Source organism: Streptomyces sp. NBC_01803 (assembly GCF_035917415.1).
Lineage (GTDB): Bacteria > Actinomycetota > Actinomycetes > Streptomycetales > Streptomycetaceae > Streptomyces.
Genome location: NZ_CP109073.1, coordinates 1,672,835 through 1,686,725, shown reverse-complemented (window position 1 = coordinate 1,686,725; position 13,891 = coordinate 1,672,835). Strand labels below are relative to the sequence as shown.

The following is a 13,891-nucleotide window of genomic DNA, read 5'->3' as shown; positions in this document are numbered from 1 at the left end:
GCTTCCCCCGTACCATTCCCGCCATGGCAAAGGCTCCCGTACTCACCCCCCAGGCGGAGGACTTCCCGCGCTGGTACCAGGACGTGATCAACAAGGCCGAGCTCGCCGACAACGGCCCGGTCCGCGGCACCATGGTCATCCGACCGTACGGGTACGGGCTCTGGGAGCGGATGCAGCAGGAGATGGACGCCCGTATCAAGATGACGGGCACCCGCAACGCCTACTTCCCGCTGTTCATCCCCCAGAGCTACCTGGCCAAGGAGGCCGAGCACGTCGAGGGCTTCGCCCCCGAGCTCGCGGTGGTCACGCACGGCGGCGGCAAGCAGCTGGAGGAGCCGGCCGTCGTGCGGCCCACCTCCGAGATGATCATCAACGCCTCCTTCGCGAAGTGGGTGCAGAGCTACCGCGACCTGCCGCTGCTGATCAACCAGTGGGCCAACGTGGTCCGCTGGGAGATGCGCCCCCGGGTATTCCTGCGCACCACCGAGTTCCTCTGGCAGGAGGGCCACACCGCGCACGCCACCTACGAGGAGGCGCGGGACTTCGCCGCCCGCATCCACCGCGACGTCTACGCCGACTTCATGGCGAACGTGCTGGCCATCGACGTCGTCCTGGGCCGCAAGTCTCCCTCCGAGCGCTTCGCCGGCGCCATCAACACCCTCACCCTGGAGGGCATGATGGGCGACGGCAAGGCGCTCCAGATGGGCACCAGCCACGAGCTCGGGCAGAACTTCGCGACGGCGTTCGACACCCGGTTCCTGTCGAAGGACGGCAGCCGCGAGCTGGTCTGGCAGACCTCCTGGGGCACCTCGACCCGCATGGTCGGCGGCCTGATCATGTCCCACGGCGACGACAACGGCCTGCGCATCCCGCCGCGCCTGGCGGCCACGCAGGTCGTGGTGCTGGCCATCAAGGACGACGAGGCGGTGCTGGCCAAGGTCCGCGAGATCGGCGCGGCGCTGACCGCGGCCGGGATCAGGACCGAGGTGGACGACCGCACCGACACCCCCTTCGGCCGGCGCGCGGTGGACTGGGAGCTCAAGGGGGTCCCGGCGCGGATCGAGGTCGGCCCGCGTGATCTGGAGGCCGGTACCGCGATGCTCGCCCGCCGTATCCCCGGCGGCAAGGAGCCGGTCGCCATCGACGCGCTGGCCGCCCGGCTGCCAGGGATCCTGGAGGAGGACCAGGCGCTGCTGCTGCGCCAGTCCCGCGAGCGCCGCGAATCCCGGACGACGGACGTGCGGACGATCGAGGACGCGATCGCGGCGGCCGTCGCGGGCGGCTGGGCGCGCATCCCGTGGGCCGACCTCGGCCCGGAGGGCGAGGCGCGGCTGGCCCAGGACGCGGTCACCGTGCGCTGTCTGGTCGGCGAGGACGGCTCGGTCCCCGAGTCCGACGACGCGCCGGGCGCGCTCGCCATCGTGGGCCGGGCGTACTGATCCGGCCAATTTCCCTTCATCGCGTCGATCCGGGTTTCGCATCCCCATAGACGGCGAACTGACTGGTAAGTGCAAATTCGTGGACTTGGCCCGGAATCGGAACACCCCGGGGGACTCGCTCGTTAGGTAGACGTGAGCACGACACCACCAGTTCTCGCCGCCGAGTTGGCGCACGCGTGGGCCGATATTCAACGGCACCACCCGGAGCTGCCTGACCTGGCCGCGCCCGAATCCTTGATCGGAGAGTCCTCGTCCGCCTGCGGCTCCGAGCTCTCCTTCGAACGGCTGCTGCACGAGGCCGTGCACGGTATCGCCGCCGCCCGGGGGGTCAGGGACACCTCCCGCGCGGGGCGCTATCACAACCGCCGCTTCCTCGCGATCGCGGAGGAGCTCGGCCTCGACCACGCCGACGACCCTCATCCGAGCAGTGGTTTCTCGCTCGTCACCATGAACGCGGAGGCCCGGCGCCGGTATCGGCCGACCGCCGAGCGGCTGGCGCGCGCGCTGAAGGCGCATGTGGCGGCCACCGCGACCGACACCAAGCGCAGCTTCCGCGGGCCGGCCGCCCGGCACGGCTCGTCGGGCGGTGGCGTGCGCGTGAAGGCGGTCTGCGAGTGCGGACGGAACGTGCGGGTCGTTCCGTCAGTGCTGGCGCAGGCGCCGATCATGTGCGGCGCGTGCAAGAAGCCGTTCCAGATCGCCGAGGCCATGACCGTGGCGGCTTCCTCCTGACGGGCTGTGGCAGAATAGGCGGTTGAACTCGGCAGTCGCACAGGACCCTCTCTCCTCCGGCTGGCGCGTCCATCGGACCTCCGGCGCCGCAGCCCCACGCGGTCAGCCGCGGCGGTCCACCACGTCAAGACGCAGGAGACACCACACCCGTGGCAGTCAAGATCAAGCTGAAGCGACTGGGCAAGATCCGGTCGCCGCACTACCGCATCGTCGTCGCCGACTCCCGCACCCGCCGGGACGGCCGCGCCATCGAGGAGCTCGGTCTGTACCACCCGGTGCAGAACCCCTCCCGCATCGAGGTCGACTCGGAGCGCGTGCAGTACTGGCTGGGTGTCGGCGCACAGCCGACCGAGCCCGTCATGGCGATCCTCAAGGTGACCGGCGACTGGCAGAAGTTCAAGGGCCAGCCCGCCCCGCCGCCCATGAAGTTCCCCGAGCCGAAGCCGGACAAGCGCATCCTCTTCGAGGCCGCGGCCAAGGAGACGGGTGGCGAGCCGAGGGGCGAGGCCATCACTCCGAAGGCGAAGAAGGCCGAGAAGAAGGCTGACGCCGAGGCCGCCGAGGCCCCGGCCGAGTCGACCGAGGGCTGAGGATGCTCGAAGAGGCCCTGGAACACTTGGTGAAGGGCATCGTCGATCACCCCGATGAGGTCCAGGTCGCCTCGCGCACGCTGCGCCGCGGGCGGATTCTCGAAGTCCGGGTGCACCCCGATGACCTCGGCAAGGTGATCGGTCGCAACGGCCGCACCGCGCGTTCGCTGCGCACGGTCGTCGGTGCGCTCGGGGGCAAAGGCATCCGCGTCGATCTGGTCGACGTGGACGAGGTCCGCTGAGGGCGCCGTCGATACAGCAATTCGAGGGCCGTGGACGGCGATCGCCGCCCACGGCCCTCGTCGTCCGTCATGGATGCAACGGAAAGCGGAAAGCACAGTGCAACTCGTCGTCGCGCGCATCGGCCGTGCCCATGGCATCAAGGGTGAGGTCTCCGTCGAGGTCCGCACCGACGAACCGGAGGTGCGGCTGGCGCCCGGCGCCATCCTGGCCACGGACCCACCGGAGACCGGCCCGCTCACCGTGGCCGACGGCCGGGTGCACAGCGGTCGGCTGCTGCTGCGCTTCGTCGGCGTGGCCGACCGCACCGCCGCCGAGGCGCTGCGCAACACCCTGCTGATCGCCGAGGTCGATCCGGAGGAACTGCCGGACGACCCCGAGGAGTTCTACGACCACCAACTCGTCGGCCTCGACGTGGTGACCGGGGACGGCGCCCGCGTCGGTTCCGTCGCCGAGATCGCGCACCTGCCCGGCCAGGACCTGCTGATCGTCGAGCGGGAGACCGGGGGCGAGGCGCTGATCCCGTTCGTCACGGAGATCGTTCCCGACATCGACCTCGCCGCGCGCCGGGTGGTCGTCACCCCGCCCCCCGGCCTGCTCGACGGCGATCAGGACGATCGGGACGATCGGGACGATCAAGAGGGGGACGCCGGGGCATGAGGCTGGACGTCGTCACGATCTTCCCCGAGTACCTGGAGCCGCTCAACGTCTCGCTGGTCGGGAAGGCGCGCGCCCGCGGTCGGCTGGACGTGCGGGTGCACGACCTGCGCGGGTGGGCGCGCGACCGGCACCACACCGTCGACGACACCCCCTACGGCGGTGGGCCCGGCATGGTGATGAAGCCCGAGCCGTGGGGCGAGGCGCTGGACGCCGTGCTGGCGTCGGGGGAGCCGGGGGCGGGGGCGCCGGTCGTCATCGTGCCGACGCCCAGCGGGCGGCCGTTCACCCAGGAGCTGGCGGGGGAGCTGTCGGGCGTGCCGTGGCTGATCTTCACCCCCGCCCGGTACGAGGGGATCGACCGCCGGGTCATCGAGGAATACGGCGCCCGGCTCGACGTGCGCGAGGTCTCCATCGGCGACTACGTGCTGGCGGGCGGCGAGGCGCCCGTGCTGGTCATGGTCGAGGCGATCGCCCGGCTGCTGCCCGGCGTGCTGGGCAACGCCGACAGCCACCGCGACGACTCGTTCGCGCCTGGCCCGATGGCAGACCTGCTGGAGGGGCCCGTCTACACCAAACCGCCCGAGTGGCGGGGCCGGGGCGTGCCCGAGGTGCTGATCAGCGGCCACCACGGGCGGATCGCGCGCTGGCGCCGGGACGAGGCGCTGCGCCGCACCAGCGACCACCGGCCGGACCTGATCGAGCGCTGCGACCCCGCGGCGTTCGACCGGCACGACCGGGCGACGCTCGCGGAGCTGGGCTGGCGGCCGGATGCCGGGGGCCGATTTGGGCGCGTGCCGGACGGCGTGGAAGAATAGGCCGCTGGCTCTCGCCAGGCGCGCGACCCCGCCACAGGGGGACCGACGCCCGCCGGGGCGACCGGGCCGCATCCATTCTCATCACCACGATCATTCCGCTGATGACCTGTGGCATCAGCGAGGAGAGCAGCAGGTCATGAACCTTCTGGACAGTGTCGACTCCGCCTCCCTGCGCGACGACATCCCGGCCTTCCGTCCCGGGGACACGGTCAACGTCCACGTTCGCGTCATCGAGGGCAACCGGTCCCGCGTGCAGCAGTTCAAGGGCGTGGTCATCCGCCGCCAGGGCTCCGGTGTGCGCGAGACCTTCACGGTGCGCAAGGTGAGCTTCGGCGTCGGCGTGGAGCGCACTTTCCCGGTGCACACCCCGGTGGTGGAGCGGATCGAGCTCGTGACCCGCGGCGCCGTCCGCCGCGCCAAGCTCTACTACCTGCGGAACCTGCGGGGCAAGGCGGCGAAGATCAAGGAAAAGCGCGACAACTGAGCGGCGCGCCCGCCGGTTACCATCGCGGCGTGACCGATGCCGACGCACCACTCCCGGAGCGCGACCACACCCCCAGCCCCGTCAGGGGCGGGTGGTGGAGGTCGCGCTCGGTGCGTCTGTGGACCACGGCACTGGTGTGCACGGCGCTCCTCACCTCGTGCACCAGTTCGTTCGTGATGCAGCCGTTCCTCATCCCCAGCGGGTCGATGGAGGGCACCCTCCAGGTGGGCGACCGCGTGCTGGTCAACAAGCTGGCGTACCGTTTCGACGGTGAGGTGCGGCGCGGGGACGTCATCGTCTTCGACGGCTCGGGCTCGTTCGTCGCGGAGGGCTCGCAGCCGGGACTGTTCGGCGGGCTGCTGCGGAGTGCGGGCGCGGCGGTCGGTCTCGTCCAGCCGACCGGCACGGACTACGTGAAGCGCGTGATCGGTGTCGGCGGCGACCGCGTGCGCTGCTGCGACGGCCAGGGCAGGATCGAGGTCAACGGCGAGCCGCTGGAGGAGCCCTATCTCTATCCGGGGGACGCTCCTTCGAATGTCAGGTTTGATGTCATAGTCCCGGAGGGACGGTTGTGGGTGATGGGCGATCACCGTTCTGACTCGGCGGATTCCCGGGAGTATCTGGGCTCCCCGGGGGGCGGCACCGTTCCCGAGGACAAGGTGATCGGCCGGGTCGAGCTGATCGGCTGGCCGGCGGATCGCTGGAGCTGGGTGCGGTCGGATCATGGGTGAGCGGGGACGGTCCAGGTTCACGAGCAGCCACGGGGTGCCGGGGGATCAGCGGCAGGGTCGGGCGGACGAGACCGAGGAGCCGCGGGAGCCGCAGGAGCCGCAGGCGTCCGAGCCGCGGCCGACGCTGCGCGGTCCGGGCGAGGGCCGGGCGGCGCGACGGCGCGCGGCCAAGCGGATCAAGCGCCGTAGGCGGCTGCGGGCCACCCGCGAGGTCCCGATCCTCATCGGCACGGCGCTGTTGATCGCGCTGGTGCTCAAGACGTTTCTCGTGCAGGCGTTCGTCATCCCCTCCGGGTCGATGGAGCAGACGATCCGGATCGACGACCGGGTGCTGGTCGACAAATTGACACCCTGGTTCGGCTGGGAGCCCGAGCGCGGCGAGGTCGTCGTCTTCAAGGACCCCGGCGGCTGGCTCCGGACCGAGCAGCCGACCGTCTCCGACGACGACGGTCCGATCGTGATCGAGCAGATCCGGGAAGCGCTGACCTGGATAGGTCTGCTGCCGACCAAGAATGACCAGGATCTGATCAAACGGGTCATCGGGATCGGCGGCGACCGAGTGGTGTGCTGCGACGACGAGGGCCGGATCACGGTCAACGGCGAGCCGCTGGACGATGAGGACTACATCAACCCGGGGGACGTGCCCTCGACGATCCCCTTCGATGTCACGGTGCCCGAGGGCCGGCTCTTCGTCATGGGCGACCACCGGTCCAACTCCTCCGACTCGCGGTTCCACTTGGACGAGGCCGGGCAGGGTACGGTACCCGAGGACCTGGTCGTGGGCCGGGCGGTGGTGATCGCCTGGCCGTTCGGGCACTGGGGCCGGCTGGACGGGACCGGAGCCTTCTCCTCGGTGCCCGACCCCGGCTCGGGCACCGTGGACGCCGCCTCGGCCGCCGATCCGGGCGAATTCGCCCGCCTCCCGATGCCTGCGGAACTTCCGCTCGTTATGGGAGTGGTGGGCCTGTCCCGGGCGTGGAACAGGCCGGAGCGGAGCGTGAGGAGCGAATGTGGGGGATGTAGCGGTGGGTGCGCGGGCCGGCTCGGGCGATCCGGAGGAGCGTCCGGTGCGTCCGGGTGGCGAGGCATCCGGCGAGGAATCCCCCGGTGCGCGGCACGGCTCCGAGGACGCCGGCGGAAGCGGCGGCCCGAGCGGTAGCGATCGCGACCGCGAAGCCCCGGTCGGGGACCCGGGCGAGGCGCGGGGAGCGGACACGGGCGGCGAGCGGGACGAGGAGACCGGGGACGCCGCGGACTCCGGGGAGCGCCGGGAGCGCGAGGACGAGGAGGAACGGCGGCGCGTCCGGGCCGCGCGGCAGCGCTCGTTCTGGAAGGAGCTGCCGATCCTGATCGGCATCGCCGTGGTGCTGGCGCTACTCATCAAGACCTTCCTGCTCCAGGCGTTCTCCATCCCGTCGAACTCGATGCAGGACACCCTGCAGAAGGGCGACCGGGTCCTGGTCGACAAGCTCACCCCTTGGTTCGGCGGTGAGCCGGAGCGCGGTGAGGTCGTCGTCTTCCACGACCCGGGCGGCTGGCTGGCGGAGGCCCCGTCGAGCGGTGGGTTCGGCTCGGCCGTCCAGAGCGCGCTGAGCTTCATCGGGCTGATGCCCTCGGCCGACGAGCAGGACCTGATCAAGCGGGTGATCGCGGTCGGCGGGGACACCGTGGAGTGCCAGGTGAGCGGCCAGGTCATGGTCAACGGCGAGGCCCTGGACGAGAGCGACTACCTGTTCCCGGGGAACACCCCCTGCGGCGACCAGGCGTTCGGGCCCGTCGAGGTCCCCGAGGGACGGCTGTGGGTGATGGGCGACCACCGGCAGGACTCCCTGGACTCGCGCTTCCACCAGAACCTGATCGGCCAGGGCACCGTCTCCGAGGACGACGTGGTGGGCCGGGCCATCGTGATCGCCTGGCCCGTGACTCGCTGGGGCACGCTGCCGGTGCCCGACACGTTCGGGACGCTGGGCTCCGCGGCGGCCGCCGGACCGGCCGCGCTGGGGCTGGCGGGGGCGCTGCCGCTGGTGCTGTGGCGCCGCCGCAGGCTGCTGGACCGGGCCGTCGCGCGGGCCGTGGCGGGCGCGGAGCAGGTCAGGGGCTGACCCGCGGACCGGCGCTGGGTAGGGTCGTCCTCCTGAGCACCCTTCGGGAGGGGACGTGATGGGCGGAGCGCCGCCGCGCCGCGCGGGATGGCTGGGCCGGACGCTGTCCGGTCTCGCCGTGGGCCTGGGATGTGTGCTGCTGCTGGGCGGATTCGTGCTGGCCGCCGTCCTTTACCAGCCCTACACGGTGCCGACCGACTCCATGGCGCCCTCCGTGGCGGCGGGGGACCGGGTGCTCGCGCAGCGGATCGACGGTGACGAGGTGCGCCGGGGAGACGTCGTCGTCTTCGAGGACGACGAGTGGGGTCCCTCGCTGATGCTCAAGCGAGTCGTCGGGATCGGCGGCGACACAGTCGCCTGCTGCGACGACCAGGGTCGGCTCACGGTGAACGGCGACCCGGTGGCCGAGCCGTATGTCGGGGGGGATTCCGGGGCCTCGTCCGTGGGGTTCACGGTCGAGGTGCCGGAGGGCGAGCTGTTCATGCTGGGCGACAACCGGGCGGACTCGCAGGACTCCCGCAGCCTGCTGACGGACACCAACACCGGAAGCGTGCCGCGCGACGCCGTCTCCGGGCGGGTGGAGGCCGTCGTGTGGCCGTTCGGTGAGCTCGGCCTGCTGCCCCGGGCGACGGGGTTCGCGGACCAGCCCGGCGGGGTGTCGGGGGAGGGTCCGCTGCGCCCGCTGTTCTACGCCACGAGCGCGGGGGCGGTGCTGATTTTGGTGGGGGCCGCGTACGGCGGGATGGCGCACCGGGCCTCCCGGCCGGGCCGCCGCGGCGTGCGGACGTCCGGAGTGGCGCACAATGAGGGAACGCGCGGCTGAAGGGGATCACGCCATGAGTGCCGAGGACCTCGAAAAGTACGAGACCGAGATGGAGCTGAAGCTCTACCGGGAGTACCGGGACGTGGTCGGGTTGTTCACTTATGTGATCGAGACCGAGCGGCGTTTCTATCTCACCAACGATTACGAGATGCAGGTGCACTCGGTGCAGGGTGAGGTCTTCTTCGAAGTCTCCATGGCCGATGCCTGGGTGTGGGACATGTACCGGCCGGCCCGCTTCGTCAAGCAGGTGCGGGTGCTGACCTTCAAGGACGTCAACATTGAGGAGCTCAACCGCAGCGAGCTCGATCTGCCGGAGGATTCGGGCTTTGGCGGCGGGCGGAGCTCCTGAGCGAGCTGTTTCACCCGATCGGGGGGCCGCTGTTTCCACCGCTCCCGGGTTGTCCACAGATTTCGCGCCGGCGCGCCACGGCCCGGCCGCGCCCGGCAGGCTGCGGGGATGAGCGTTCTCACCGCCTTGCTGTCCATCCTGCTGCTCGCCGCGCCCGCCGGACCGTCCGAGCCCGGCTCCGCGGCGCCTGCCTTCGGGGCGTGGCCGGTTCCGGGCGCCGCCGGAGCCGCCCGGCCGCTGGTCGCGCGCCTCTGGGATCCGCCCCCGGCCCCCTGGGCGGCCGGACACCGCGGCGTGGACCTGGCCACCGAGGCGGGGGCGCCGGTGGTGGCGCCGGCCGCCGGGCGGGTCAGCTTCGCCGGCGAGGTGGCCGGGCGCGGGGTGGTCACGATCGAGCTCGCGGGTCAGCAGGGTGAGGGAGTGCCGCCGCGCACCACCCTGGAGCCGGTGCGCGCCACCGTGGCCCAGGGGGACGAGGTGGCGGCGGGCGACGTGGTGGGCACGGTGGCGACGGCCGGCCCGTTCCACTGCGCCGGGCCGTGTCTGCACTGGGGGCTGCTGCGTGGCGAGATCTACCTCGATCCGCTCGCGCGGCTGGCACCCGGCCTGCTGAGGTCCGGGCCGTCCCGGCTGCTGCCGACCGAGGGTGTCCCGGTGCCGGAGGGGACCGGATCGGTGCCGGTCAGCCGTTGACGTCGGCGAGCTTCGCACGGAGCTGGAGCACCGACTTGGTGTGGATCTGGCTGACCCGGCTCTCGGTCACCCCGAGCACCTCGCCGATCTCGGCCAGCGTGAGCCCCTCGTAGTAGTAGAGCGTCACCACCGTCTTCTCCCGCTCGGGCAGCGTGTTCACCGCGCGGGCCAGAAGCCGGCGCAGCTCGCGGTCCTCGGCCACCTCCACCGGGTCGTCCGCCGCGGTGTCCTCCAGCGTGTCCATCAGGCTCAGCCGGTCGCCGCCCTCTCCGCCGGCGTGCAGCAGCTCCTCCAGCGCGACCACGTTGGCCAGGGACAGCTGGCTGAAGACCCCGTGCAGCTCCTCCAGGGTGACGCCCAGCTCGGCGGCGACCTCGGGCTCCGACGGCGTGCGGCGAAGCGACGCCTCCAGAGTGGCGTAGGCGCGCTCGATGGCTCGCGCCTTCTGCCGCACCGAGCGGGGGATCCAGTCCAGGGCGCGCAGCTCGTCGATCATCGCGCCCCGGATGCGGGTGATGGCATAGGTCTCGAACTTGATGGACCGCTCGGGATCGAACTTCTCGATCGCGTCGATGAGGCCGAACACCCCGGAGGAGACGAAGTCGGCCTGCTCCACATTGGGCGGCAGCCCGACGCTGACCCGGCCCGCCACATATTTGACCAACGGGGAATAGTGCAGGATGAGCTGCTCCCGCAGCCGCTCGTCACCGGTGGCCTTGTACGAGCGCCACAGCGTGTCGAGCGCGGTGGGCGCGGCCGGGGCCGTGGTGCCGCCCTCCGCCGCGGCCGGCGCTGCCGGAGCCGCGTGCTGAGGCCCGGAGGAGTGCTGTGGCATACGTCGTTGTGAGCCGTTCTGCGGGGAGTGCGTGCGGGGCTGGGAGTTCTGGCGACAGAACCCTGTGAGCGTAGCGTGACAACAGGATCGCGGTGCGCATGTGCGCCACCCTTGGGTATGCGCAGATACGTTCCGCTGCCCGCACGGTGGTGTTACGCGCCGGCGTGCGCCCGGGCATCCGGGCCGTCCGCGTGTCGGGGGCCGACCCGGGACAACTGCCAGCGGTCGCCCACCCGTTCGACGAACCCGAGGGAGCTCAGCTCCCGCAGCCTGGCCAGCGCCGCCGCCGGGCTGGTGCACGCGCCGCGCGCTACCTCCTCCACGGCGATCGCGCCGTCGGCGGGCAGCGCGTCGAGCACCTCGCCCGTCGGCGGGGCCAGCAGATCGCGGGGCACCGCCGGCTCGTCCGGCTCCCGCGCCAGGTCTCCCATGTCCCCGACGAGCTCGATGACGTCCGCCGCGTCCCCGACCAGCGTGGCCTCTTCCCGGATCAGCCGGTGCGTCCCGGCCGACAGCCCGGACGTCACCGGCCCGGGCACGGCCATCAGGTGTCTCCCCAGCCGCCCGGCGTGCCGGGCGGTGATCAGCGAGCCGCTGCGCCGCGCGGCCTCGACCACGACCGTGCCCCGGGTCAGCGCGGCGATCACCCGGTTCCGCTGGACGAACCGGGCGCGCGTCGGGTGGTCGCCCGGTGGCAGCTCGGCGACCAGCAGCCCACTCTCGGCGATGCGGCGCAGCAGGTCCGTATGGGTCGCCGGATAGGAGACATCGACCCCGCAGGCCAGCACCGCGACCGTGGACCCGCCGACCGCGAGGGCCCCCCGGTGGGCCGCGCCGTCGACCCCGTACGCCGCTCCGGAGACCACCGTCCAGCCGCGCTCGGCGAGCGCGGTGCCCAGCTCGGCCGCCACATGCGTCCCGTAGTCGGTGCAGGCGCGCGCCCCCACCAGGGCGACCGAGCGCAGCGACACAAACCGCAGCGAGCAGGCGCCGCGCACCCACAGGCCGACCGGCCGGGCCGCCCCCAGGTCGTCGAGCTGGCTGGGCCACTCCCGGTCGCCCGGACACACGAAGCGCCCGCCCAGCCGGGCGATCCGCTCCAGGTCCCGCTCGGGTGCCGGGGCACGCCGGGCCCGCAGCCGCAGCCCCGCCCACCGGTCGGCCGAGGCGCCCTCCGGCGGTGGACCGTCCTCCCGCAGCGCCCGCCAGGTCGCCACCGGGCCGAGCCGCGCCAGCCACCGCCCCACCAGCGCGTCCCCCGGCTCCACGATCCTGGCCAGCGCCGCCCGCGCCAGCCGGGCCTCCTGACCGCCGTCGTCCCGGCTCACGGCAGGCTCCCGGCGACGCCCGCGCCACGCCGCAGCCCGGTGCGCAGCTCCAGCGCCGCGTCCACGTCCGCGGCGGTGGGCCGGTCGTGCCCGGCCAGATCGGCCACCGACCAGGCCACCCGCAGCACCCGGTCCAGGCCCCGGGCGGTGAGCAGCCCGCGCTCCATGTCCTGCTCGGCCCGCGCCAGCGCGCCCGGCACCGGGCACCACCGGGTGCGCAGCTCGTGCCCCGGCACTTCCGCGTTGGTCCGCCACGGGGTCTGCGCGTACCGGGCGAGGGAGCGCTCGCGGGCGGCGCGCACCCGCTCCGCCACCACGGCGGTCGACTCCCCGCCGCCGCCTCCGGTGATCAGCTCGGCCCGGCTCACCGGCTCCACCGGCACCCGCAGATCGATGCGGTCCAGCAGCGGCCCCGACAGCCTGGCCCGGTACCGCCGGACGGTGCTGGGCAGGCACTCGCAGTCCCCGGCGGGCGAGCCGTGCCGTCCGCAGGGACAGGGGTTCGTCGCGAGGACCAGCAGCACCCGGGCCGGCATCCGCATCACCCCGGCCGCCCGGGCCACCACGACGTGGCCCGACTCCAGCGGCTGCCGCAGCGCGTCCAGCACCTGACCGCTCATCTCGGCCGCTTCGTCCAGGAACAGCACCCCGTGGTGCGCCAGCGACACCGCTCCCGGCCGGGGCAGGCCGGTGCCGCCGCCGACGAGCGACGCCATCGACGCCGAGTGGTGCGGCGCGCAGTACGGCGGGCGGTCGATCAGCGGGCGGCCCGGCGGCAGCGAGCCGCCCACCGAGTGCACGGCCGTGACCTCCAGGGACTCCTGTCTGCTCAGCGGCGGCAGCAGGCCGGGCAGTCGCTCGGCCAGCATCGTCTTTCCCGCGCCGGGAGCGCCCTTCAGAAGCAGGTGGTGCCGTCCGGCGGCGGCCACCTCCAGCGCCCGGCGGGCCACCCGCTGACCCGAGACCTCCGCCAGATCGGGCGGGTGCTCGCCGCCGACCGGGAAGAACAGGCCGGCCGGCTGCGGCAGCCCCCAACCGGGGCCGGGCGCGGCGACCGGGCCGCCCGCCTCGTCCCGCGGCTCCTCGGGCACGGGCTCGTCGGCGAGCACCGCGATCAACTGCCGCAGGCTGCGCACCCCGAGCACGGCCATCTCGGGCACCAGCGCGGCCTCGGCCGCGGCCTGCTCGGGCACCACCACCTGCCGGTACCCCGCGTCGGCCGCCGTGAGCACCGCGGGCAGCACGCCCCGGACCGGCCGGACCCGCCCGTCGAGCCCCAACTCGCCGATCATCATCACGTCCGCGATCACCTGCGGATCGATCCGCTCGGCGGCGGCCAGCACGCTGCACGCCACCGCGAGGTCGAACCCGCTGCCGCACTTGGGGACCGCCGCCGGGCTCAGCCCGACGGTCAGCTTCTTCTGCGGCCACTGGGCCCCGGAGTTGATCACGGCGGCCCTGACCCGGTCCCGGCTCTCGGTCAGCGACTTGTCGGCCAGTCCCACCAGGGAGAAGGCCGCGACCCCCGGCTCCAGATCGGCCTGGACCTCGACCACCACGCCCTCGACCCCGACCAGGGCCACCGCGCAGGTGCGGGCGAAGGCCATCACGCCACCCCCCGCGCGTGCTCGACCAGCGGCGCACCGCGCTCGGGCAGCAGCACCCCGACCAGGTCGATCCGCACGCCGCCGGGCGGCGGCGCCGCGTACACCGCCAGCCAGCGCTCGCTCAGCCACCACTCGGCGAGTCGGCGCAGCCGCTCCACCTTGCGCGGCGTCACCGCCGCCATCGGATGCTGGAACCGGCCGGCCCTGCGCGTCTTCACCTCGCACACCACCAACGTCCGGCCGGCGGCGGCCCGCTCCTGGGCCACGATGTCGATCTCGCCCGCGCGGCATCTCCAGTTCCGCTCCAGGACGGTCAGCCCCGCGTCCCTCAGCCGCCGTACCGCGACGTCCTCGCCGAAGCGGCCGAGCGCACCTCGCTGATTCATGGCACCTCACCTCCGTCACCGACTGTGACGCATCGCCCGGGCCGAAGTGGATCTTGGTGGACAACCCGGGGATTGTG

Annotated in this window: 17 protein-coding genes; 13 read left to right on the top strand and 4 right to left on the bottom strand. The window is 72.8% G+C overall.

Annotated features, from left to right (window positions below; all coding sequences use genetic code 11):
* Positions 1 to 23: 23 nt before the first annotated feature.
* The 13 genes from proS (at position 24) to OIE51_RS07000 (ending at position 9,658) form a co-directional block, all read left to right on the top strand.
* Positions 24 to 1,439: a proline--tRNA ligase gene (proS, locus tag OIE51_RS07060; RefSeq protein ID WP_326596306.1), complete on the top strand. Its 1,416-nt coding sequence runs from the start codon at positions 24 to 26 to the stop codon at positions 1,437 to 1,439.
* Positions 1,440 to 1,571: 132 nt separating this feature from the next.
* On the top strand, positions 1,572 to 2,171 hold the full coding sequence (locus tag OIE51_RS07055) for a hypothetical protein (RefSeq protein ID WP_326596304.1): 600 nt from the start codon (positions 1,572 to 1,574) through the stop codon (positions 2,169 to 2,171).
* A 149-nt stretch (positions 2,172 to 2,320) separates the two neighbouring features.
* Positions 2,321 to 2,761 carry a 30S ribosomal protein S16 gene (gene rpsP, locus OIE51_RS07050; protein ID WP_326596303.1) on the top strand — a complete coding sequence of 147 codons (441 nt, stop codon included), beginning with the start codon at positions 2,321 to 2,323 and terminating at the stop codon, positions 2,759 to 2,761.
* 2 nt (positions 2,762 to 2,763) lie between these two features.
* A complete protein-coding gene (locus OIE51_RS07045) occupies positions 2,764 to 3,003 on the top strand; it encodes an RNA-binding protein (RefSeq protein ID WP_326596301.1) in 240 nt (79 codons plus the stop codon).
* Between the two features lie 97 nt (positions 3,004 to 3,100).
* Positions 3,101 to 3,661: a ribosome maturation factor RimM gene (gene rimM / locus OIE51_RS07040; RefSeq protein ID WP_326596299.1), complete on the top strand. Its 561-nt coding sequence runs from the start codon at positions 3,101 to 3,103 to the stop codon at positions 3,659 to 3,661.
* Positions 3,658 to 4,476 (top strand): tRNA (guanosine(37)-N1)-methyltransferase TrmD, encoded by an 819-nt coding sequence (gene trmD / locus OIE51_RS07035; protein ID WP_326596297.1) that lies wholly within the window; start codon positions 3,658 to 3,660, stop codon positions 4,474 to 4,476. Before rimM ends, trmD begins: the two co-directional genes overlap by 4 nt.
* A gap of 136 nt (positions 4,477 to 4,612) precedes the next feature.
* On the top strand, positions 4,613 to 4,960 hold the full coding sequence (rplS, locus tag OIE51_RS07030; protein WP_059011696.1) for a 50S ribosomal protein L19: 348 nt from the start codon (positions 4,613 to 4,615) through the stop codon (positions 4,958 to 4,960).
* A gap of 29 nt (positions 4,961 to 4,989) precedes the next feature.
* Positions 4,990 to 5,691 (top strand): signal peptidase I, encoded by a 702-nt coding sequence (gene lepB, locus OIE51_RS07025; RefSeq protein ID WP_326596295.1) that lies wholly within the window; start codon positions 4,990 to 4,992, stop codon positions 5,689 to 5,691.
* A 34-nt stretch (positions 5,692 to 5,725) separates the two neighbouring features.
* Positions 5,726 to 6,850, top strand: coding sequence for a signal peptidase I (gene lepB, locus OIE51_RS07020; protein WP_326596294.1), 1,125 nt, complete (start codon positions 5,726 to 5,728; stop codon positions 6,848 to 6,850).
* Complete coding sequence (gene lepB, locus OIE51_RS07015) at positions 6,759 to 7,793, top strand: signal peptidase I (protein ID WP_326596293.1); 1,035 nt, start codon at positions 6,759 to 6,761, stop codon at positions 7,791 to 7,793. The genes lepB (OIE51_RS07020) and lepB (OIE51_RS07015) overlap by 92 nt, the downstream gene beginning before the upstream one ends.
* A gap of 58 nt (positions 7,794 to 7,851) precedes the next feature.
* Positions 7,852 to 8,616: a signal peptidase I gene (gene lepB, locus OIE51_RS07010; protein ID WP_326596292.1), complete on the top strand. Its 765-nt coding sequence runs from the start codon at positions 7,852 to 7,854 to the stop codon at positions 8,614 to 8,616.
* A gap of 13 nt (positions 8,617 to 8,629) precedes the next feature.
* A complete protein-coding gene (locus tag OIE51_RS07005; RefSeq protein WP_326596291.1) occupies positions 8,630 to 8,965 on the top strand; it encodes a DUF2469 domain-containing protein in 336 nt (111 codons plus the stop codon).
* A gap of 108 nt (positions 8,966 to 9,073) precedes the next feature.
* The gene (locus OIE51_RS07000) at positions 9,074 to 9,658 is read left to right on the top strand and encodes a M23 family metallopeptidase (RefSeq protein ID WP_326596290.1); all 585 of its coding nucleotides are present in this window, start codon (positions 9,074 to 9,076) and stop codon (positions 9,656 to 9,658) included.
* Here OIE51_RS07000 and whiG read toward each other — a convergent pair.
* The 4 genes from whiG to OIE51_RS06980 all read right to left on the bottom strand — a co-directional run bounded on the left by whiG (position 9,648) and on the right by OIE51_RS06980 (position 13,814).
* Complete coding sequence (whiG, locus tag OIE51_RS06995) at positions 9,648 to 10,493, bottom strand: RNA polymerase sigma factor WhiG (protein ID WP_326596289.1); 846 nt, start codon at positions 10,491 to 10,493, stop codon at positions 9,648 to 9,650. The genes OIE51_RS07000 and whiG overlap by 11 nt on opposite strands.
* 152 nt (positions 10,494 to 10,645) lie before the next feature.
* On the bottom strand, positions 10,646 to 11,821 hold the full coding sequence (dprA, locus tag OIE51_RS06990) for a DNA-processing protein DprA (RefSeq protein ID WP_326596288.1): 1,176 nt from the start codon (positions 11,819 to 11,821) through the stop codon (positions 10,646 to 10,648).
* The gene (locus tag OIE51_RS06985; RefSeq protein WP_326596286.1) at positions 11,818 to 13,428 is read right to left on the bottom strand and encodes a YifB family Mg chelatase-like AAA ATPase; all 1,611 of its coding nucleotides are present in this window, start codon (positions 13,426 to 13,428) and stop codon (positions 11,818 to 11,820) included. The genes dprA and OIE51_RS06985 overlap by 4 nt, the downstream gene beginning before the upstream one ends.
* A complete protein-coding gene (locus OIE51_RS06980) occupies positions 13,428 to 13,814 on the bottom strand; it encodes a YraN family protein (RefSeq protein ID WP_326596284.1) in 387 nt (128 codons plus the stop codon). The genes OIE51_RS06985 and OIE51_RS06980 overlap by 1 nt, the downstream gene beginning before the upstream one ends.
* Positions 13,815 to 13,891 lie beyond the last annotated feature (77 nt).